The sequence below is a fragment of the Promicromonospora sp. NPDC019610 genome, from assembly GCF_044389365.1.
Taxonomy (GTDB): domain Bacteria; phylum Actinomycetota; class Actinomycetes; order Actinomycetales; family Cellulomonadaceae; genus Promicromonospora.
Genome location: NZ_JBIRXX010000002.1, coordinates 153,489 through 174,198 on the forward strand (window position 1 = coordinate 153,489; position 20,710 = coordinate 174,198).

The following is a 20,710-nucleotide window of genomic DNA, read 5'->3' on the forward strand; positions in this document are numbered from 1 at the left end:
TCAGGGGGTTGGTTCCCCGTTGCCCGCGGCGGCGTGGGCCGCCGCGCGGGCGATGTTGCGCTGCATGCCGCCGAACACGATGCCGTGGAACGGGCTGATCGCCCACCAGTAGAGCTGCCCGGGCAGCCCGTGCGGCAGGAAGACGGCGCGCTGGCGGAACGTCGGCCGCTCGGCGGTCTCGTCCTCGACGGACAGCTCCAGCCAGGCCAGCCCGGGCAGGCGCATCTCGGCGCGCAGCCGCAGCAGGCGGCCCGGCACGATCTTCTCCACGCGCCACCAGTCGAGCGCGTCGCCGGGCGAGAGACGGTGCGGGTGCCGGCGTCCGCGGCGCAGGCCGGGCCCGCCGAAGAGCCGGTCCATGGCGCCGCGCGCCACCCAGCCCAGCCGCCAGGAGTACCAGCCGTGGGCGCCGCCGATGCCCTCGATGACGGTCCAGAGTGCCTCTCTCGTGGTGTCGACGACGCTCGACCGGTCGTCGACGAGCAGGCTCCCGCCGGCCCAGTCCGGGTCGTCGGGCAGCGGGTCGGACGGCGCGCCGGGCACCGAGGCGGACAGCCAGCTCGTGCGCACGTCAAGGTCCCGGATCCGGGCGAGCGCGAGTGCCACCGCGCCGTCGAAGTCGATGAGCCCCTCGGGCGGGTCGGGCACGTACTGCTTGATGTCGTCCTCCTGGGCCACGACCTCGTGCACGAGCGACCCCACCAGCGGCTTCGCGATGCCCGGCGGCACGGGCGTCACCAGGCCGACCCAGAGGCTGGCCAGCCGCGGCGTCAGGACGGGGACGGCGCCGATCACCCGCGGGCGCAGCCCGGCGACGGCGGCGTAGCGCTGCATCATCTCGCGGTAGGTGAGCACGTCGGGGCCGCCGATGTCGAAGCCGCGGCTGACGTCGGCCGGGATGCGCGCCGCGCCGACGAGGTAGCGCAGCACGTCGCGCACCGCGATGGGCTGGATCCGGTTGTTGATCCAGCGGGGCGCGACCATGGCCGGGAGCCGCTCGGTGAGGTAGCGCATCATCTCGAACGACGCGCTGCCGGAGCCGAGGATCACGGCGGCCCGCAGCACGACCGTCGGCGCGCCGCCGTCGAGCAGGATCTGCTCGACCTCGCGGCGGGACTCCAGGTGGGGCGAGAGCTGTTCGCCCTCGGGGTAGAGGCCGCCCAGGTAGATCACTCGACCGACGTCGAGCTCCCGCGCGACGACAGCGAAGCCGCGGGCCGTGGCGCGGTCACGTTCCGCGAAGCCCGGGCCGGCCCCGAGGGCGTGGATCAGGTAGTACGCGACGTCGACGCCGTCCAGCGCCCGGCGCAGGTCGTCGCGCGAGGTGGCGTCGCCCTCGACCACCTCGACGGAGCCGGACCACTCGCGCGAGGCGATCCGTTCGGGGTGCCGGGCGAGCACCCGCACGTCGTACCCGGCGGCGAGCAGCTCGGGCACCAGCCGCCCGCCGATGTAGCCGGTGGCTCCGGTCACGAGGACTCGGGACATGGGACGGCACCCACCTTTCTCCAGAACAGGAAGCCGAGCGATTTACTAGATAGGCTAGGCATATTCGCCGGGCGCTTGCCTGCTGGGGCAGGTACAGGGGGGCGCCCGGCCCGTCCCGAGGAGGGCTCCATGGCTCAGGGCAGGTCCCACGACACGGCGCACGACCGGTTCCAGCAGATCGTCGTCACCGTCAGCTTCGTGGTCTGCGTCATCGGTTCCATGATCGGCGTCGGCGTGTTCGGTGGCACGTCGGTCAACGCGGCGGCCGGGGGAGCGCTGGACACGGACGCCACGCTGCTCGCCCCGGCGTCCGCCGCGTTCTCGGTGTGGACCGTCGTCTACGTCGGGCTCGCCGGGTACACGGTGCTCCAATGGTTCCCGGCCCCGTCCGTCGCGGCCCGGGACCGGCAGCGGCGCCTGCGGCTGCTCGTCGCCGGCACCATGCTGCTGAACGCGGCGTGGATCCTGGTGGTCCAGGCCGGGTGGCTGTGGGTGAGCGTGCTGGTCATCGCGGCGCTGCTCACGCTGCTCGTGCGGGTCTTCCTGATCCTGCTGCGCACCCGCGCGCACGGGGTGCTCGACCGGGTCCTGGTCGACGGCGTGCTCGGCATCTACCTGGGCTGGGTCTGCGTGGCCACGGCGGCCAACATCGCCGCGGCGCTGACCAGTGCCGGTTTCGACGGTGCCGGGCTCGCCGCCGACTGGTGGGCCGTCGGCGTCCTCGCGGTGGTCGGCGTGATCGGCGTCGTCCTGGCCGTGCGCGGCAACGGGCCCGTGGCGGTGGCCCTGGCCATCGCGTGGGGCCTGTCCTGGATCGCCGTCGAGCGCTGGGACGGCACGCCGTACTCGGCCCCGACCGCCGCCGCGGCGCTCGCCGCGGCTGTGGCCGTGCTCGGCGTGACGGCCGTCGTCCGCGTGCGCGCGGTGGCCCGTGCGGGAACCTCGGCCTAGCCGGATCCCCGCACGGGCGGTCGGACGGCGGCGGCTCAGCCGACCCGCGTGAGCCGGAAGGTCTGCGCCGGGGACCCGGTGCACGGCTGCTGCGTGAACCGGGTCCCGTCGACGCCGGTCGCGGCGCCGAGCGTCAGGCAGGCGCCGCTGTGCCGTGCGGTGAAGGTGACGCCGCCGCCCGTCGTCGTCGGCCGCCACTGCTGGTTGGTGCCGCCCACGTACGACCAGAGGTGCACGGCCGTGCCGGCGGCCACGGCGCCCGGCCCGCCGGCGACGTCCCAGACCTTGCCGGCGTGCTGGTTGGCCACCTGGTAGTACCCGCCCGAGGTGGGCGTGAAGCGCCAGCGCTGGTTCGCCTGGCTCGCGGCGCCGCAGGCCCACTGCTGCAGGCCGGTGCCGTCGGCGGTGCCCCAGTCGGCGGCGTCGAGGCACCTGCCGCTCGCCGACGAGGCGACCTGGTACCAGGAGGCGGGGTCCGGGTCGGCCGGGGTGGTGGTCGACTGCGGGTCCCACGTGTAGGTGGCCACCGCGCGCCCGGGCAGCGTGTGGGTCAGCGAGCGGCCCTCGTCCGTGATCGAGAACGTGCGGCTGCCGGAGGAGGCGTTCACGACGTACGCCACGCGGGTGCCGTCGGGGTTCTGGTAGACGACGTTCTGCAGCCCGCCGGACTGCTCGCTGGTGGATCCGATGCGCCGGGCCCCGGCGTCGACGAACTTGGTGAGGTGCCCCAGCACGTAGAACTCGGCGTTGCGGGTCACGGTGCCGCCCGCGATCTCGACGACGCCGTTGCAGCGGGTGCCGCAGTGCCCCTGGTGCGGGCCGCCGTTCTGGTCCAGCGCGAGGTTCCACATGAGGGTGGTCTCCCCGCCGTTGCGCATGTTGCGCACCACGAGGTTCTCGGCGTGCCAGAGCAGCGTGTCCCCGAAGGTGTTCGCGACGTTGTCGCTGTCCGTGCCGGAGCACTCGGTGAAGTAGACCCGCTTGCCGGCCTGCACCACCTGGGACTGGTTGTCGGGCGGCCCGCCGTAGCAGTGGAAGGCCGCCCCGACGACCCGGGAGATGCCCTGAGTGCCCGAGAAGACCTCCAGCGGGTAGTCGGGCCGGTCCCAGTTGTGGTCGTAGGCGAAGAGCTGCGTGCCCAGGCCGGCGCTGGTCAGCCGGGCGTCGAGCACCCGGAGGAACTGCGCCTGCTCGGCCGCGGACATGCTCGTCGACGGGTAGCTCGTGGCGAACAGCGGCTCGTTCGCCACCGTGAGGTCGCTCAGCGTCACGCCCTGCTGCGCGTACGCCTGGATCGCGCGGACCAGGTAGTCGGCGTAGTCGCCGTAGTTCTCGGTGCGCAGGCTGCCGCCGTTCAGCGACCCGCCCGACTTCATCCAGGCGGGCGGGGACCAGGGAGTGCCCATGAACCGGATGTTCGGGTTGACCGCCAGGGCCTGCCGCAGCACGGGCAGGATCTGCTGCTGGTCGCGGGCGATGCTGAACTGTCCGCGTGTGTCCTCGTAGGTGTAAAAGCCGCCGGAGTTGAAGTCGGTGCTGCCCAGCGGCTGGCGCAGGTAGTTCAGCCCGATGCCGTCGCCGCCGCGCGAGAACAGCGACCGCAGCAGCGTGTCCCGGGTACCGGCGGGCAGACCGCTGATCAGGGCGGCTGACGCCTCGGTCACCGACGCGCCGGCGCCGGTGAAGCGCTGGGACACCTGGTCGGGGCTGACCCGGATGTCGGTGGCCTGAGGGCCGGTGCCGAACGCGATGGTGCCGCCGTCCGTCAGCCTGCGGCTGCCGTCGGCGGTGGTGACCCAGACGTGTGCGCTGGTCGGGGCTGCGGCGGCGGAGCTCACGGCCGGTCCGACGCCGACGGCGGCGACGGCCAGCACGCCGAGCGTGGCGAGCGCCGTCCGGACGGGCCCGGTGCGGGTGGTGCGCGTCATTGCGACTCCCTCGGTGGGTGGAATGTGGGCGCCACCCTACTCCTACCTACCAAGTACTCGGTAGGTAGTGGATCCACGTACCCGTAGACTCCCTCGGATGACACGACAAGCCGGGGGCGCCAGGACGCGGCGTCCGCCCGCGGAGCGCCGGGCGGAGATCCTGCGCATCGCCATGGAGACGTTCGCGGAGCGCGGGTACCAGAGCGCGTCGCTCGCGGAGATCTCGGCGCGGGTCGGGCTGACCCAGGCGGGCGTGCTGCACTACTTCTCGTCCAAGGCGGGGCTGCTCACCGGCGTGCTCGACCTGCGCGACTCGACCGACATCGAGGAGCTCGGCAACGAGCGCCCCCGCGGCCTCGCGTTCCTGCGGCACCTCGTGGAGACCACGCGCCGCAACACCGAGCGCGAGGGGATCGTGCGCCTGTACACCGTGCTCGCGGCGGAGAGCGTGACGGCCGAGCACCCCGCGCAGGACTACTTCCGCGACCGGTACCAGGGGCTCCTCGCCCTCGTGGTCGACGCCCTCGACGAGGCCCGGGACCGGGACGAGATCGCGGACGACGTCGACACCGGGACGACCGCCCGGGTGATCGTGGCGACCATGGACGGCCTGCAGCTCCAGTGGCTGCTGGAGCCCGGCTCGGTCGACATGACGCAGGCCACGGAGCTGGCGATCGTCCGCCTGATCGGCCGCGACCTGCCGGCAGCGCCGGGCCGCTAGGCGCCGGACCCCGCGGCGTCCTTGGGGTCGGTGCCGTCCTCCGGCTCCGCGCCGTAGGACGTGGCGAGGTCCGCGACGTCGTGGGCGTAGGACACCGAGCGGTTGTAGGCGGCCAGCGCGGCCGTCCAGCCCTCGTCGGTGGTCACGTCGCCGCCGCTCTCGCACAGGTAGTGCGCCGCCGTCAGCACCGCGTCGTCGATCTGGTGCGGGTCGGACCGGCCGTCCAGGTTCCCGTCCTGCGCGTAGTCGCCCCAGGTGGTGGGGATGAACTGCATCGGGCCGACGGCGCGATCCCACCGCATGTCGCCGTCGAGCTCGCCCTCGTCGGTGTCGAGGATCTCCATGACCCCCTCGCTGCCGTCCAGCGCGATGCCGATGATCGGCGGGCTCACCAGCCCGTCGGCGTCCGTGCTCGCCCCGAGGTAGCTGCCGTGGATCGACTCCACCGCGCCGATGCCCGCGAGCGTGTTCCAGCCGAGGCCGCAGTCCGGGAGGGTCCCGGCCAGCCGGAGCGAGGCCCCGGCGTACGCGGCCAGCGCCCGCCGCGGGATCCCCGTGCGCTTCGCGGTGTCGCGCAGCCAGGCGGGGTCGGCCAGGTCGGCGACCGGGACGGCGTCGTCCTCGCCCGGGTCGGACCCGTCGCTCCCGGCGGTCGCGGGCACGCGCTGCGCCGGCGCCGGCGGGTAGTCCAGCTCCAGCGACTCGGGCCACGTCCGCTCGCCCGGGCCGCAGGCGGTCAACAGCAACGCGGCCGCGCAGACGACGGCCCCAGCTCGTGCTCTCACGGTGCTGACGCTACGTCCGGTTCGCGCCGATCCGGTAGCCCGTGACAAGACCTCCCGCAAACGTGCGCGTCTCCGGCCCGCCGGTCACACCGGTCACACCGCCGCGGGAGCGTGCACCACCAGGACGGGGCACGGCGCGGCCCGCAGCACGGCGTCGGGCACGCTGCGCAGCATGCGGCCCAGCACCGTGGGGTGCCGGCGCCCGCCCACCACGACCATGTCGTCCGGGGCCAGGTCCTCCAGCAGCACGCCCGCCGGGTCGCCGCGCCGGATCGCCGTCGTGCAGGTGACCTGCGGGTACTTCTCCGCCCAGCGGGCCACCTGGTCGGCCACCTCGGCGCGCGCCGCCTCGTGCCACGTCGCGGCGACGGGGTCGATCTCGTACAGGGCCGAGTTGATCGGGTCCGTGCCCGTCACATGGACCACCTCCAGCGGGCACCCGCGCGCGGCCGCCTCGGCGAAGGCCGCCCCCAGGACGTCCGGCTCGTCGTCCCGCGCGATGCCCACCCGGATCCGCCGGGGGTCGCCGGTCGCCGCTCCCGCGGGGACCACCACGACGGCCCCCGGGGACGACGCCGCGAGCGCCGACGACGTCGAACCGAGCAACACCCGGTCGAACGCGTCCAGCCCGCGGCGGCCCACCACCACGAGGTCGCAGGTCCGCGACCGCTGGCTCAGCACGTGCGCCGCGGTGCCGGGCAGCACCACCACCTCGACGTCGCGCCCGCCCGGCCGGCGTCCGCCCAGCCGGGTGCGGGCCGTCCCCGCGGCCCGCTGCGCCTCGTCGCGGCCGTCCCGGATCGGGTCGCCGAACCCGGGCACGGGCGCGGGCGGCGTGGGGTGGGTCGCCACCACGGTCAGGCGCGCCTCGTGCACGTCGGCGGCGTGGGCCGCCCAGTCGAGCGCGGACAGGCTCTCGCCCGACCCGTCCACGCCGACGACGATGCCCCGGTACCAGGTGATGCTCATGATCGTGCTCCTCCCGCGACGCACTTCCTGTGCTCACCACCAGCACACCAGCCGCCGGTGGCGCCCGGCAGAGCCGGGAGGCCCCGCCGCCCGGGACCAAGGTCCTGGCGTGCCACGGCGCCCGCCCACGCGCTAGCGTGGGTCCACTGGAGGTGCCGATGGACCCCGTGAACGCTCCGCGGGACCGCACGGACGTGCTGCTCGAGGCGGTCGTCGGGGTCAGCCGCGGCCTGGACCTGGAGACCGTGCTGCACCGGATCGTCGAGGCCGCCGTCGATCTGGTCGATGCCCGGTACGGCGCCCTCGGCCTGCTGGGCGCCGACAACCGGATCGCCAGGTTCCTCACGGTGGGCATGACCGACGACGAGGTGGCGGCCATCGGCCCGTACCCCACGGGCCGGGGCGTGCTCGGCGAGATGATCCGCCACCCCGTGCCGCTGCGGCTGCGCGACCTCTCGGCGCACGTCGCGTCCGTCGGGTTCCCCGCCCACCACCCGCCCATGCGCAGCTTCGTCGGCATGCCGCTGCGGGTGCACGGCTCCCCGTTCGGCAACCTCTACCTCACGGACAAGCGCGGCGGCGGCGAGTTCACCGCCGAGGACGAGCGGGTGCTGGAGGCGCTCGCGGCCTCGGCGAGCGTGGCGGTGGAGAACGCCCGGCTGTACGACGTCGCGCGGCTGCGCGAGCGCTGGGCGCGGGCGAACGACCGGATCTCGCGGCACGTCCTGGCGGGGTCGTCGCCGCACGACGTGCTGACCCTGATCGCCAGCGAGGCGCGGGAGGTGGCCGACGCCGACGTGACGACGACGGCGGTGCCCGACCCCACGACGGGGCGCCTGGTGCTGCAGTCGGCCTCGGGGCTCGGCACGGAGGCGCAGGTGGGGTCGGTGCTCGCCGCCGACGGCACGTTCGCCACCCTGACGCTGCGCACGGGCGTGCTGATGGTGACGGACGACGCGACCGCGGACGAGCGCGCCCGCCTGGCGCTGGACCTCCCCGGCGAGCTCGGCCCGCTCGCCGTCTGGCCGCTCGGGCAGCCGGGCAGCGCCCGGGGCGTCCTGGCCGCGGGCCGGCTCCGCGGCAGGATGCCGTTCTCGTCGGTGGTGGTGGAGGCGCTGGGCGCGTTCGCCGCGCAGGCCGCCGTCGCCCTGGAGCTGGCCGAGGGGCGCGCCGACGCCGAGCGTGTGGCCCTGCTGCGCGACCGGGAGCGCATCGCGCGCGACCTGCACGACCTGGCCATCCAGCGGCTGTACGCGACGGGCCTGTCGCTCCAGCGCGTGGCCCGGGACGCGTCGCCAGGGGTCGCCGAGCAGCTCAGCAGGACGGTCGACGACGTGGACGAGACCATCTCGCTGGTGCGCACCACGATCTACCGGCTCCAGTCGGGGGAGCAGCCCGGGGGCGCGGGCGCCCGCCGGGTGGGGCTGCGCGCCCGCGTGATCGCCGAGGTCGACGCGACGGCGGCGGCGCTCGGCTTCACGGCCCGGCTGCGGTTCGAGGGGGCGGTCGACACCCTGGTCCCGCCCGACGTCGCCGAGCACGTGGTCGCCGTCCTGCGCGAGGCCCTGTCGAACGTCGCCCGGCACGCGCACGCGTCGCGGGCCGAGGTGCGGCTCACGGTGGGGGAGGACGTGGTGCTCACGGTGAGCGACGACGGCGTGGGCATCCCGCCGGACGCGAACCGCAGCGGCCTGCTCAACCTGGCCCGGCGCGCCGCGGAGTCGGGCGGTGTGCTGCTCGTGACGCCGGTGAACCCCGAGGCGGTGCAGACCGGCACCCGGCTGGAGTGGCGGGTGCCGCTGCCGCGGGACGAATCGCTGCCGCGGGACGCGTCGCTGGAGCCCTGACCCCCCGCTGCCGGGCCGGTGCGCCGTCAGGGGTGGTGGCGCTTCTCGTGCTCCAGCCGGTCGGCGAGCACGGCGGCCTGGGCCCGCCGTTCGAGGCCCAGCTTGGCGAAGATGCTGGAGACGTAGTTCTTGACGGTCTTCTCGGCGAGGAACAGCTCGCCGCCGATCTGCCGGTTGGTCAGGCCGTGCCCGATCAGGGCGAGGATGCGCCGCTCCTGGTCGGTGAGCTGGGCCAGCGGGTCGGGCTCGTGGTGGGCGTCGGCCCGGAGCCGCTCCATGACGCGGGCCGTGGCGCGGGGGTCGAGCATGGACCCGCCCGCGGCGACGGTCAGCACGGCCTTGACCAGGTCGGTGCCGCGGACCTGCTTGAGCACGTAGCCGGCGGCCCCGGCGAGGATCGCGTCGTAGAGCGCCTCGTCGTCGGCGAACGAGGTGAGCATGAGGCAGGCGAGGTCCGGCATCTGCGAGCGCAGCTCCCGGCAGACGGTGACGCCGTCGCCGTCGGGCAGCCGCACGTCCAGGACCACCACGTCGGGCTCGGCGGCGGGCACCCGGGCCAGCGCCTCCCGGGCGGTCCCGGCCTCGCCCACGACGCGGACGCCCGGCTCGGACTCCAGCAGGTCGGCCACGCCACGGCGGACCACCTCGTGGTCGTCCACGAGGAAAACGCGCACGTCCATGAGCCCCACCGTAGCCGCGGTGCCCGTCCCGGTCGCGACCGGGACGGGCACCGCGGGGCGTGTCGTCATCGCAGCGCGGGGAAGCGCTCGACGATGCGGCGGCGCGACCACCACGTGCCGAGGCCGACGGTGTCGCCGGCCAGGAAGGCGGCCAGGCCGATGAGCAGGACCGCGTCCACCAGGTGGTAGTCCACGAAGGGGTTGTTCTCGAGCGGCAGCGATGCCATCCACATCAGCAGCATGAGCAGCGCGCCGGTGCCGGCCGCGATCCGCATGCCGATGCCCAGGGCGAGCGCCAGGCCGATGCCGAGCAGCCCGAGCATGAACAGCCAGTCGACGACCGGGTTGCCGGCCATCGGGTTGAAGAACCCGGCGAAGGTGCCCTCGACGCTGCCGAGGAACCCCTCGGTGGGGGAGCCGCCGTTGATCCAGGCGGCGTCGGACGGGGTGGCGATGCCCCAGCCGAAGAGCTTGTCGCCGAACGCCCACAGGAACTCGACGGCGAGCAGCAGCCGGACCCCCGCGAAGGAGTACCGGGCGACGGCCTCGCTCGTGACGTGGGTGGTGGCGGCCGTGGCCTCCCGTGCGCCCGACCCGTGCGCCCACTCGGCGGGGTTGTGGCTGACGGAGCTCATGATGTCCTCCCGGTGGATGCGCCGGACCTCTTCCGGCGCCTGTCTCCACCCTCCCGCCGGGCGGTGCAACGCGGCAGAGTCGCCCGCCCCGCGCGGACGGGACCTTGGTCCCGTTTCCTGAGGTCAGGCGGTCAGCGGGCGCGGTTCGCGGCCAGGATCTCCTCCTGGTACGGCGCGACGACGGACCCCGACACGCGGCAGTCCAGGAGCAGGAAGCTGCGGTCGGTGACGGGCTCCGCGGCCCAGGCCGCGACCCGGTCGAGGTCGGCCAGCGAGCGCACGACCACACCCTCGGCGCCGACGGCCCCGGCGAGCGCCGCGAAGTCGGCCTCGGGGATGAGCATCGGCTCCTCGGTGATGCCCTGCCGCCCGTACACGTGCACCTCGGCGCCGTACGCGGCGTCGTTCCAGACGACGGCGAGGCCGCGGCCGCGCGCGGTGCGCACGGCGGTCTCCAGGTCGGCCAGCGCCATGAGCCCGCCGCCGTCGCCGGTGGTGAGCACGACGGCGGCGTCGGGCCGGGCCGCGGCGGCGCCGGCGACGCTGGGGAAGCCCAGCCCGATGGACTGGTAGGCGGTGCCGACCATGACCATGCGGTCGGGGGCGGCGACGGGCCAGTACATGTTCGCCCAGCCGATGAAGTGCCCGCCGTCGGAGACGACCACGCGGTCGGCGGGCAGCAGGCCCGCGAGGCGGTGCGCGACGGTGCGGGGGTCGAGGCGCCCGTCGGGCGCGATCCCGTCCGCTGGGCCGGTCTCGTAGGTGCGGGCGCCGGCGACGTCGACCGTCTCGCGCCAGCCGGAGGGCTTGGCGCCCAGGGCGTGCAGCTCGTCCACCAGGGCGCGGGCCACGAGGGCGGCGTCGCCCCGGACGAACCCGCCGACGTGCCGGTGCGTGGCGGCGGGCGCGATGTCCACCTGGACCACACGCGTGCCGGGCGCGAACAGCTCGCCGAACCGCATGGTGAACTGGTTCAGCGACGCGCCGAGCACCACGGCGACGTCGGCCTGGCGCACGAGCTCCATGGCGTCGTGGGCGCCGAAGCCGCCCGCGACGCCGAGGTCGTACCGGCCGTCGGGGAAGACGCCGCGGCCGAGCGCCGTGGTGGTGGTCAGCGCACCGGTGGTCTCGGCGAGCTCGCCGAGCGCGCCGCCCGCCCCGGCGAGCCAGGCGCCGCGGCCCGCGAGCAGCAGCGGGCGCTCGGCCTCGGACAGGTGCCGGGCGAGGTCGGTGATGGCGGCGGCGTCGAACGGTCCGGCGGGGGCGAGCGGCCGGGGGAGCACCGGCTCGGGCGCGTCGGGGATCGGCCCGGCGTCCAGCGCGGCGACGTCGTAGGGGATGGCCAGCACCACGGGCACCCGGTAGGTCAGGGAGTGCTCGATGGCGATCACGCTGGTGGCGGCGGCGTCCGCGCGGCCCACCGTATAGGTGCGCGCGCCGACGGCGGCCGCCAGGGCGATCTGGTCCACGTCCCACGGGCGCGGGCCCGACGTCGGCTCGTCACCCGTCAGGAGCACCAGCGGTACACGGGCCTGGGCTGCCTCGGCGAGCGCGGTCAGCGCGTTGGTGAAGCCCGCGCCGTAGGTGGCGGTGGCGGCGGCGATGCGGCCCGACGCGCGGAAGTGGGCGTCGGCCGCGACCACGCCGCCGGCCTCGTGGCGGACGGCGGTGAACCGCGCCGTGGTCGAGCGCTCCAGGGCGTCGAGGAACCAGGCGTTGCCGTTGCCCATGACCCCGAAGACGTGGTCGACGTGGCGGGCGACGGTACGGGCGACGTGTGCGGAAACGGTGGGCACGGGGCCTCCAGGGAAACAGTGACGGATGAGTGGTGCGGTCCGTATGTGTCCCGTGCGGGCCCGGCCAGGGACCCGTCGCGCGCCCCTTTTTCGAGCGCAGGCGGTGTTGCCGATGGTGCCCGCCTTGACGGTCTTGAGTATATCTGCCGCCCTGAGCCGGTGACCCCGCGTCGGGGTCACCGGCTCAGGACGGCGGGTGTCACCGCCCCGAGAGCGGCGGCGTGACCTGGATGAGGGCCGAGGTGTTGTCCTGCAGGGCCTTCTTGAGGTGGATCACGGTGCCGTAGCCGACGCCGTCGTCCTCCGGGTCCCCGGTGCCCGTGACGGCGCCGATGCCGAAGTCCTGCCCGAACAGCTCCGGCAGGAGCTGTCCGCGCTCGTCGACCATCCGCACCGTGTAGGGCGAGTTGCCGACGGACGGCACGACTGCCGACGCGTCGTTGTCGCGGTAGTACAGGCTGCCGTTGTCGTTCAGCTCGAGGCCGGGGTACCAGCCGGCGTCGTCGGTGAACGTGCGCACGGGTGCCTGGGCCCCGAAGTCCGTGCAGAACTCCTGGGTGGTGTCCGCACCGGTGATGCACTCGGTGAACGGGTACGTCGGCCGGAGCCCGAACGCCACGTTCGACGACTGCGCGCGGGACGGGACGTTCTTCAGCGCGGAGGTGTCCGGCGTGGCCGAGTCGTCGCGGCGCAGCGGGTCGAAGTGGCTGTCCACCAGCAGCAGACCGCCCTTCGGCCCCGTGCTCGGGAGCGCGGAGAGGTTGCTCAGCACCAGGTTGGCGTTGCCGTACGTGGTGTCCCGGTACCAGACGAGCATGCCGGGCGCGTTGTACGCGACCTTCTCGACCTTCCACGCGTCGGTCTGCGGTGCCGCGTACGTGGAGTCGTACGCGTACCTCAGGCCCTTGTCGAAGCCGTCCAGGTTGCGCCACTCGACCAGGTAGTACTGCGCCTGGACCGACGAGCCGGACGTGGTCTGCCAGCCCACACCGGTGGTGTCGACGAACGTCGTCGCCTCGGCGGTCCAGCCCGGGTCGGTCGTCTCCACGTCGTCGCTCCACACGACGGTGTCACCGCTCGTGAGCTCGAAGTCGTCGGAGAACCAGCCGCGCTCCTGGAAGGCCGCGTCCGTGGCGTACCGCAGGCGGACGTCGACCGTGGTCCCGGCGAAGGCGGACAGGTCCACGTTGAGGTGGGCCCAGCCCTCGCTGGTGCCGGTCAGGCCGTACCTCTTGTCGCCGAAGTCGGCCATGCGGCCGTTCGGGTCCGCGTACCCGTCCGGGGTGGTGACCTCGGCGCCGGCGTCGTCGTAGACCTTCTGCTCCGCCCAGGTGTCGCCACCGTCGGTGGAGACCTCGACGTAGCCGTAGTCCCAGTCGGCCTCGATCACGTAGTCGGCCCAGAAGGAGAACGTGGCATCGTCGGGGACCTCGACGGTGCGGGAGAGCCGCGCGTCGGCCCAGTCCTGGTCGGCGCCGGAGTACCACATGTTCTCGCCGCTGTGCGGCGTGCCCAGGGTGATCTCCTTGTCCGGCAGGTTGACCTTGACGCCGTCCTCGGTGCCCTTCAGCGGGCGGGAGGCCTGGCCCACCTTGATCGTGGTCCGGTCGTCTCCCGGGTTCACCTCGACCGGGTCCACCCAGCCCAGCACCCACTTGTCCCAGATGCCCATGTGCGTGGGCATCGACTGGAAGATGGGGCCCGCGTGCGAGCCGGAGCTCATGAGGTCCCAGAAGTCGACGTCGGAGTCGCCCCCGCTGCCCGTGTCGTACAGGTCGGGCAGGCCCAGGTCGTGGCCGTACTCGTGGGCGAACACGCCGACGCCGGAGTCCTCCGGCTGCACGATGTAGTTGGAGAGCTTCAGGTCGGTGCCCGGGATGTCGGCGCCGCCCGCGACGGCCGACGAGTGGGCCCAGATGGCGTAGGTGCCCTGCTCGCCACCGCCGCCCGACTTGTCCTCACCCGCGTGGACGAGGACGACGTGGTCGATCACGCCGTCCGGCTCGTAGACGTTGCCGTCGTCGTCGCGGTCGGACTGGTCCTCGATGTCGTAGTCGGCCCACGGGAAGTCGGGCTGCAGCTCGGCGAGCGCCGCCACGGCGTCGATGGGGAGCTGCCCCGCCCCGAGCGGGTTGTCGGGGTGGCCGTTCATGGACTGGTACGCGCCGGCCTCCCACTCGCCCTCGTCGTTGAGGAAGCAGCGCTGGGCGCCGTAGTACGCCTCGGAGTGCGGCACCGTGACCCACGGCGTGGCCTCGCCGGAGACGGTGTAGGCGCCCCGCGACATCTCCTCGTACATGTTCTTCATGGTGTAGCCGGAGATGTCGATGCCCCGCCGGCCGTCCGGCCCCCGGAGGTCGGTGCGGACCCGCTGGGTGATGCCCCTGTCGGTGAAGAGCATCTTGTTGAAGTGCTCGGACGAGAAGTCCGCGACCCACATCGAGTTGTTGTCCGGCTGCGAGGCGTCGGCCGGGTCCGGGATGTTGTTGTGCAGCGGCCCGTTCTGGACGTTACCCGGCATGCACTCCGAGGAGCCCCAGTAGGTGGGCACCATCTGGTCGGTGAAGTCGTCGTTCGCGTTCTCGTCGAACTCGACCAGGATCGTCAGGAGCTTGGCCTCCTGGGTCTGCGGAGCACGCTTGTAGCGCGAGTGCTTGATGTCCCTGGGACTGGAGCCGGTGACGACGGCCTCGTTCTCGAGCTCCGCCAGCTTGCGTGCCGCCGTGGGGTTGCCGCCGGCGAACTTCTTGTCGATCTCGTCGGAGGCGGCCTGGACGGAGGCGTCCACCCCGACCCCGTTCTTCCCCCTCGCCCGGTGGACGACGGTGCTGCCGTCGGCCGTGATCTCGACGTCGTCGTCGATCTCGGGCTGTGCGGCGACGTCCGCGTAGTTGATGTAGTGCTCGGAGCTCTCGACGGCGGGCGCGTCGCTGCCGGTGGCCGACGCCGTGGTCGCTCCTCCGGTCGCGGCGAGCCCGGCGACGGTGAGTGCGAGGACGGGTATCGCGGCCATCGTGCACCGCAAGGCACGGGGTGACGGAGTTCTCATGTTTTCTCCCAGATCAGGCCGTCCACAGGGGTCGCGCGACGGCAGGGGCAGAAGGCCACGGAAAGTCGCGGCGCCCGCATGCCTACCGGAAATCGACCGGTAAAGAAAGCAAATCTTGATTTTTCCGTCTATCGAGGGAGGAATTCACCCGCGGGAATTCTTCGGCAGCAGCGCGCCGGCGAGGAACGCGGCGAGCTCGTCGCGCGCGGTCAGCGGCAGGACGGCGGCCACGTACTGGTCCGGGCGCACCACGACGACGGCGCCGCCGCGGTCGATCCCGCGCAGCTCGAAGATGTCGTGGGCCGGGTCGGTCGCGTAGACCTTCTCGTGGTCGACCAGGGCGAACGGGCCGACCTTCGGCCGGAACACCTCGGGCACGTCGGCGAACTCCACCGCGAAGTGGTCCTGCTGGTAGACCACCTTGACGTCGAGCACGGCGTCCGGGTCGCCGTCGGCCGGGGTGTGCCGCAGCAGGGGCGAGTCCGGCGCGGTGCCCAGCCAGTGCGCCCAGTCGCGCAGGGCCGAGGGCTCGGCGGGCGCGGCGGCGTCGGCGAACGCGTAGACGCGCCACCGGCCGTCGGCGCGGGCGTGGTGGCCCAGGTGCGCGGGGTTGCCCTCGGCGACGCGCTCGACGGGGGCCGACTTGAACCGCTTGCCGACCGGGAAGCCCGTGGCGAGCCCCTGGTGCGCGGCGTCGGCCACGATCATGGACGGCTGGTACTGCGTCATGAACCCGCACGGGAACTCGGCGGTCTTGACGTAGAAGTCCTCGAGGTACGTCGGGTCGGGCAGGTCCTCGGGCCGGGTCGCCATGAGGCGGGACCACTCCCGGTCGAAGTCGATGAGCTCCTGGGCCACGACCTGCCGCTCGGCCGAGTACGTGGCGAGCAGCGCCTCGGAGGCCCGACCGGTGAGCACGTGCGCCAGCTTCCAGGCGATGTTCCAGCCGTCCTGCATGGACACGTTCATGCCCTGCCCGGCCTTGGCGCTGTGCGTGTGGCAGGCGTCGCCGGTCAGGAACACCCGCGGCGTGCGGGTGCCGGTGTGCTCGGCGGGCACGTCGTCGAACCCGTCGGTGACGCGGTGGCCCACCTCGTAGACGCTGTGCCAGGGCACGTCCTTCACGTCCAGCGCGTAGGGGTGCAGGATGCGGTTCGCGCGCGCGACGATCTCGTCCAGCGTGGTGGCGCGGACGCGGGCGCCCTCGCCGGGCGGCACCTCGCCGAGGTCGACGTACCAGCGGGCCAGGAACCCGCCCTCGCGGGGGATGAGCAGGATGGACCCGCCGTCGTGCGACTGGATGGCGCACTTGGTGCGCACGTCCGGGAAGTCGGTGACGGCCAGCACGTCCATCACGCCCCACGCGTGGTTGGCGCGGTCGCCCACCGGCTTGCGGCCGATCGCCTGCCGGACGGCGGAGTGCGCGCCGTCGGCCCCGACGACGTAGCGGGCGCGGACGGTGCGCTCGGCCCCCGCGTGGGGCCCGGCCGTGTGCCGCAGGGTCACGGTGACGGGCTCGCCGGGCGTCTCGGGGACGGTGAGGCCGGTGACCTCGAGGCCGTAGTCGGGGGTCACCCGCGCGGGCGCGCGGGCCGCCACCTCGGCGAAGTAGTCGAGCACCCGCGCCTGGTTGACGATCAGGTGCGGGAACTCGCTGATCCCGTCGGGGTCGTCGGGCGGCACGGCGGCGCGCGCGATGTTGCGCGGGTCGGCGGGGTCGGGCTTCCAGAACGCCATCTCGGTGATGCGGTAGGCCTCGGCGGTGATCCGCTCGGCGAAGCCGAACGCCTGGAACGTCTCGACGCTGCGCGCCTGGATGCCGTCGGCCTGGCCCATCTCCAGGCGCCCGGCCCGCCGCTCCACGACGTGCGTGCGCAGATCCGGGAACTGCGCGAGCTGCGCCGCCGCGATCATGCCCGCGGGCCCGCTGCCGACGATCAGCACGTCGACCTCGTCCGGCAGCTCGGCCGGCCGGTCGACCCCGTACCCGGCGGCCGGCTGGACGTTCGGGTCTCCGGTCACGTAGCCGTGGTGGTGGAACTGCATCGTTCGTCCGTTCTGCCCGTGGTCGGCGACGTTGCCGGGCCCTCTCAGACCATATACGATCTGTGATACGAAGCACCAGAGAGCAAGGGAGCTCATGGGAACCGAAGCGCAGGCGACGTCCACGGCCGGCCCGCTCGCGCGCCGGCCGGGCAAGATCGTCGCCGTCCACCTCGCGTACGCCTCCCGCGCCGACCAGCGCGGACGACGGCCCGCCGCCCCCTCGTACTTCCTCAAGCCGGCCAGCTCGCTCGGCGTGAGCGGGGGCGTGGTCGAGCGGCCCGCGGGCACCGAGCTGCTGGCCTTCGAGGGCGAGGTCGCCCTGGTGATCGGCGAGCCCGCCCGGCACGTGTCCGTCGAGGACGCGTGGGGGCACGTCGCCGCGGTGACCGCCTCGAACGACCTGGGCGTCTACGACCTGCGCCGGGCCGACAAGGGGTCCAACGTGCGCTCCAAGGGGCGCGACGGCTACACGCCGCTCGGGCCTGGGTTGATCGACGCGCGGGCGGTGGATCCTGCGGCGCTGCGGCTGCGCACCTGGGTCAACGGGGACCTGGTGCAGGACGACACGACCGGACCGGACGCGCTGCTGTTCCCGTTCGCGCAGATCGTGGCCGACCTGTCCCAGCACCTCACGCTGGAGCGGGGCGACGTGATCCTGACGGGCACGCCCGCCGGCTCCAGCGTGGTGGTGCCCGGAGACGTGGTCGAGGTCGAGGTCGACGCCCCGACGGCGCCCGGCGCGCCGACGTCCGGCCGGCTGGTCACCACGGTGGTGCAGGGCGAGGTGCCGTTCACGGAGGTTGGCGCGGGGCCGGAGGTGGACGACGCCCAGCGGGCCGACGCCTGGGGCAGCGCCGAGGCCGCGGGCCTGGAGCCGGAGCCCGAGCCCGAGCCGTTCGTGCTCACCGACGAGCTGCTCGACCTGCTGCGCCGCGCCCCCGTCGCCGGGCTCTCCGCCCAGCTCCGCCGGCGCGGCCTGGACGACGTGATCATCGAGGGCGTGCGCCCCACCGTCCCGGGCGCCACGATCGTGGGCCGCGCCCGCACCCTGCGCTTCGTGCCCCACCGCGAGGACCTGTTCGCCTCCCACGGCGGCGGCTACAACGCGCAGAAGCGCGCGTTCGACACCGTCGGTCCCGGCGAGGTCGTCGTCATCGAGGCGCGCGGCGAGACCGGCTCGGCCACGCTCGGCGACGTGCTCGCGCTGCGCGCCCAGGTGCGCGGGGCCGCGGGCGTGGTCACCGACGGCGGCGTGCGTGACTTCGACGCCGTCGCCGCCACGGGGCTGCCCGTCTTCAGCCGCGGGCCGCATCCCGCGGTGCTCGGCCGCCGGCACGTGCCCTGGGACACCGACGTCGCCGTGGCCTGCGGCGGCGCCACGGTCCTGCCCGGCGACGTCGTCGTGGGTGACGCCGACGGCGTCGTCGTCATCCCGCCGCACCTGGTCGCCGAGGTCGCCGCCGCGACCGTCGCCCAGGAGGAGCAGGACGCCTGGGTGGCGCAACAGGTCGCCGCGGGCCACCCGATCGACGGGCTGTTCCCGCCGGACGCGACGTGGCGGGCCCGCTACGAGGAATGGCGGGCCTCCCGATGACGCTCGACGGCGTGGCCGGCTCGGCCGTCGAGGCCGCGTTCGCCGGTGAGATCAGCAAGTCCCAGGTGGCCTACACCTACCTGCGCGACCGGATCGCGCGCCGCGACCTCGGGCCGGGCTACCGGCTCGTGCTGCGCACCATCGCCGACGAGCTCGCCATGAGCGTCGTGCCCGTCCGCGAGGCCATCCGGCGGCTGGAGGCCGAGGGCCTGGTGACGTTCGAGCGCAACGTCGGGGCGCGCGTCGCGATGATCGACGAGCGGGGCTACGTCGAGGCCATGCAGGCCCTCGGCGTGGTCGAGGGCGCCGCGACCGGCCTCTCGGCCCCGGCGATCTCGGCCGCGGACCTCGACCGGGCCGCCGAGGTCAACGACCGGCTGCGCTCGCTGCTGGACCACTTCGACCCGCACGCGTTCACGGCCCTGAACCGGCAGTTCCACTCGGTGCTGTTCGAGTCGTGCCCCAACGCGCTGCTGCTCGACATGGTGCACCGCGGCTGGGCCCAGCTCTCCGGGCTGCGCGACTCCACGTTCGCGTTCGTGCCCGGGCGGGCGCACGACTCCGTCGCCGAGCACGCCCACATCCTCGACCTCATCCGTGACCAGGCAGACCCGCTCGAGATCGAGATCGCCGCGCGCGACCACCGCTGGGCGACCATGCAGGCGTTCCTCGACTCGCGAACGACCCCGGAGGCACCATGAACGACCGAGCGAACGACCAGCCCACCCGCCACGTTCCCGCCGACCTGCCGGGCCACATCCAGCACTACATCGGTGGCGCGCTCGTCGACTCGCTCGACGGCGGCACGTTCGACGTGCTCGACCCGGTGTCCAACGAGGTCTACGTGCGCGCGGCCGCCGGGCAGGCCGCCGACGTCGACCGCGCCGTCGCCGCGGCGCGCACCGCGTTCACCGAGGGGCCGTGGCCCCGGATGCTGCCGCGCGAGCGCTCGCGGGTGCTGCACCGGATCGCCGACCTCGTCGAGTCCCGCGACGCGCGGCTGGCCGAGCTGGAGAGCTTCGACTCCGGCCTGCCCATCACCCAGGCGCTGGGCCAGGCCCGGCGGGCCGCGGAGAACTTCCGGTTCTTCGCCGACCTGGTCGTGGCCCAGGCCGACGACGCCTTCAAGGTGCCCGGCCGCCAGCTCAACTACGTCAACCGCAAGCCGATCGGCGTCGCGGGCCTCATCACGCCGTGGAACACGCCGTTCATGCTGGAGTCCTGGAAGCTCGGGCCCGCGCTGGCCACCGGGAACACGGTGGTGCTCAAGCCGGCCGAGTTCACGCCGCTGTCGGCCTCGCTCTGGGCGGGCATCTTCGAGGAGGCTGGGCTGCCGCCGGGCGTGTTCAACCTGGTCAACGGCCTGGGCGAGGAGGCGGGCGACGCGCTGGTCAAGCACCCCGACGTGCCGCTCATCTCGTTCACCGGGGAGAGCCGCACGGGCGAGACGATCTTCGCCAACGCCGCGCCGTACCTCAAGGGCCTGTCGATGGAGCTGGGCGGCAAGTCGCCGGCCGTCGTCTTCGCCGACGCCGACCTGGACGCCGCGATCGACGCGACGATCTTCGGCGTCTTCTCGCTCAACGGCGAGCGCTGCACCGCGGGCAGCCGCATCCTCGTGGAGCGCGCCGTCTACGACGAGTTCGTCGAGCGGTACGCGGACCAGGCCAAGCGCGTGGTGGTGGGCGACCCGCACGACCCGGCCACCGAGGTGGGCGCGCTGGTGCACCCCGAGCACTTCGCCAAGGTGATGGGCTACGTGGAGATCGGCAAGGGCGAGGGCCGGCTCGTCGCCGGCGGCGGGCGTCCGGAGGGCCTGGAGACCGGCAACTACGTGGCGCCGACCGTCTTCGCGGACGTGCCGCCGTCGGCCCGGATCTTCCAGGAGGAGATCTTCGGCCCCGTCGTCGCGATCACGCCGTTCGACACCGACGAGGAGGCGCTCGCGCTGGCCAACGGCGTGCGGTACGGGCTGGCCGCCTACGTGTGGACCAACGACCTGCGCCGCGCGCACACCTTCAGCCAGGCGATCGAGGCGGGCATGGTCTGGCTCAACTCGAACAACGTGCGCGACCTGCGCACGCCGTTCGGCGGGGTCAAGGCCTCCGGCCTCGGGCACGAGGGCGGCTACCGCTCGATCGACTTCTACACCCACCAGCAGGCCGTGCACGTCACGCTCGGCGCGGCGCACCACCCCACGTTCGGCAAGGGAGCCTGACGC

15 protein-coding genes are annotated in these 20,710 nt (G+C 73.7%); 6 read left to right on the forward strand and 9 right to left on the reverse strand.

The annotated features are described in order from the left end of the window. Complete coding sequence (locus ACH45N_RS12260) at positions 1–1,488, reverse strand: SDR family oxidoreductase (protein WP_397394128.1); 1,488 nt, start codon at positions 1,486–1,488, stop codon at positions 1–3. 129 nt (positions 1,489–1,617) lie between these two features. Between ACH45N_RS12260 and ACH45N_RS12265 the strand changes: the two genes are divergently transcribed. Beyond that, a complete protein-coding gene (locus ACH45N_RS12265; protein WP_397394130.1) occupies positions 1,618–2,439 on the forward strand; it encodes a tryptophan-rich sensory protein in 822 nt (273 codons plus the stop codon). A gap of 35 nt (positions 2,440–2,474) precedes the next feature. Here ACH45N_RS12265 and ACH45N_RS12270 read toward each other — a convergent pair whose 3' ends face one another. After that, complete coding sequence (locus tag ACH45N_RS12270) at positions 2,475–4,367, reverse strand: RICIN domain-containing protein (RefSeq protein ID WP_397394132.1); 1,893 nt, start codon at positions 4,365–4,367, stop codon at positions 2,475–2,477. Positions 4,368–4,464: 97 nt separating this feature from the next. Here ACH45N_RS12270 and ACH45N_RS12275 point away from each other — a divergent pair, with 97 nt between their 5' ends. Further along, positions 4,465–5,088 (forward strand): TetR family transcriptional regulator, encoded by a 624-nt coding sequence (locus ACH45N_RS12275; RefSeq protein ID WP_397394134.1) that lies wholly within the window; start codon positions 4,465–4,467, stop codon positions 5,086–5,088. Here ACH45N_RS12275 and ACH45N_RS12280 read toward each other — a convergent pair. Further along, complete coding sequence (locus ACH45N_RS12280) at positions 5,085–5,873, reverse strand: lytic transglycosylase domain-containing protein (protein WP_397394136.1); 789 nt, start codon at positions 5,871–5,873, stop codon at positions 5,085–5,087. The two genes, ACH45N_RS12275 and ACH45N_RS12280, sit on opposite strands and share 4 nt — an antisense overlap. A gap of 93 nt (positions 5,874–5,966) precedes the next feature. After that, positions 5,967–6,842 carry a universal stress protein gene (locus tag ACH45N_RS12285; protein WP_397394137.1) on the reverse strand — a complete coding sequence of 292 codons (876 nt, stop codon included), beginning with the start codon at positions 6,840–6,842 and terminating at the stop codon, positions 5,967–5,969. Positions 6,843–7,000: 158 nt separating this feature from the next. Here ACH45N_RS12285 and ACH45N_RS12290 point away from each other — a divergent pair, with 158 nt between their 5' ends. Next, positions 7,001–8,689: a GAF domain-containing protein gene (locus tag ACH45N_RS12290; protein ID WP_397394139.1), complete on the forward strand. Its 1,689-nt coding sequence runs from the start codon at positions 7,001–7,003 to the stop codon at positions 8,687–8,689. Positions 8,690–8,715: 26 nt separating this feature from the next. Here the strand turns inward: ACH45N_RS12290 and ACH45N_RS12295 are convergent, their stop codons facing one another. From ACH45N_RS12295 to ACH45N_RS12315, 5 genes are all read right to left on the reverse strand, one after another. Continuing rightward, positions 8,716–9,369, reverse strand: coding sequence for a response regulator (locus ACH45N_RS12295; protein ID WP_397394141.1), 654 nt, complete (start codon positions 9,367–9,369; stop codon positions 8,716–8,718). Positions 9,370–9,434: 65 nt separating this feature from the next. After that, a complete protein-coding gene (locus tag ACH45N_RS12300) occupies positions 9,435–10,004 on the reverse strand; it encodes a hypothetical protein (RefSeq protein ID WP_397394143.1) in 570 nt (189 codons plus the stop codon). 131 nt (positions 10,005–10,135) lie between these two features. Further along, entirely contained in the window at positions 10,136–11,800 is a 1,665-nt protein-coding gene (locus ACH45N_RS12305; RefSeq protein WP_397394145.1) for a thiamine pyrophosphate-binding protein, read from the reverse strand. Between the two features lie 199 nt (positions 11,801–11,999). Further along, positions 12,000–14,813 (reverse strand): immune inhibitor A domain-containing protein, encoded by a 2,814-nt coding sequence (locus tag ACH45N_RS12310; protein WP_397394147.1) that lies wholly within the window; start codon positions 14,811–14,813, stop codon positions 12,000–12,002. A 180-nt stretch (positions 14,814–14,993) separates the two neighbouring features. Then, positions 14,994–16,895: an FAD-binding monooxygenase gene (locus ACH45N_RS12315; protein ID WP_397394149.1), complete on the reverse strand. Its 1,902-nt coding sequence runs from the start codon at positions 16,893–16,895 to the stop codon at positions 14,994–14,996. Positions 16,896–16,989: 94 nt separating this feature from the next. Here ACH45N_RS12315 and ACH45N_RS12320 point away from each other — a divergent pair, with 94 nt between their 5' ends. From ACH45N_RS12320 to hpaE, 3 genes are read left to right on the forward strand one after another with little or no spacing between them, the layout of a single operon-like run. After that, entirely contained in the window at positions 16,990–18,489 is a 1,500-nt protein-coding gene (locus tag ACH45N_RS12320) for a fumarylacetoacetate hydrolase family protein (protein WP_397394151.1), read from the forward strand. After that, positions 18,486–19,190 (forward strand): GntR family transcriptional regulator, encoded by a 705-nt coding sequence (locus ACH45N_RS12325; RefSeq protein ID WP_397394153.1) that lies wholly within the window; start codon positions 18,486–18,488, stop codon positions 19,188–19,190. The genes ACH45N_RS12320 and ACH45N_RS12325 overlap by 4 nt, the downstream gene beginning before the upstream one ends. Then, positions 19,187–20,707 carry a 5-carboxymethyl-2-hydroxymuconate semialdehyde dehydrogenase gene (gene hpaE, locus ACH45N_RS12330; RefSeq protein WP_397394155.1) on the forward strand — a complete coding sequence of 507 codons (1,521 nt, stop codon included), beginning with the start codon at positions 19,187–19,189 and terminating at the stop codon, positions 20,705–20,707. The genes ACH45N_RS12325 and hpaE overlap by 4 nt, the downstream gene beginning before the upstream one ends. Positions 20,708–20,710 lie beyond the last annotated feature (3 nt).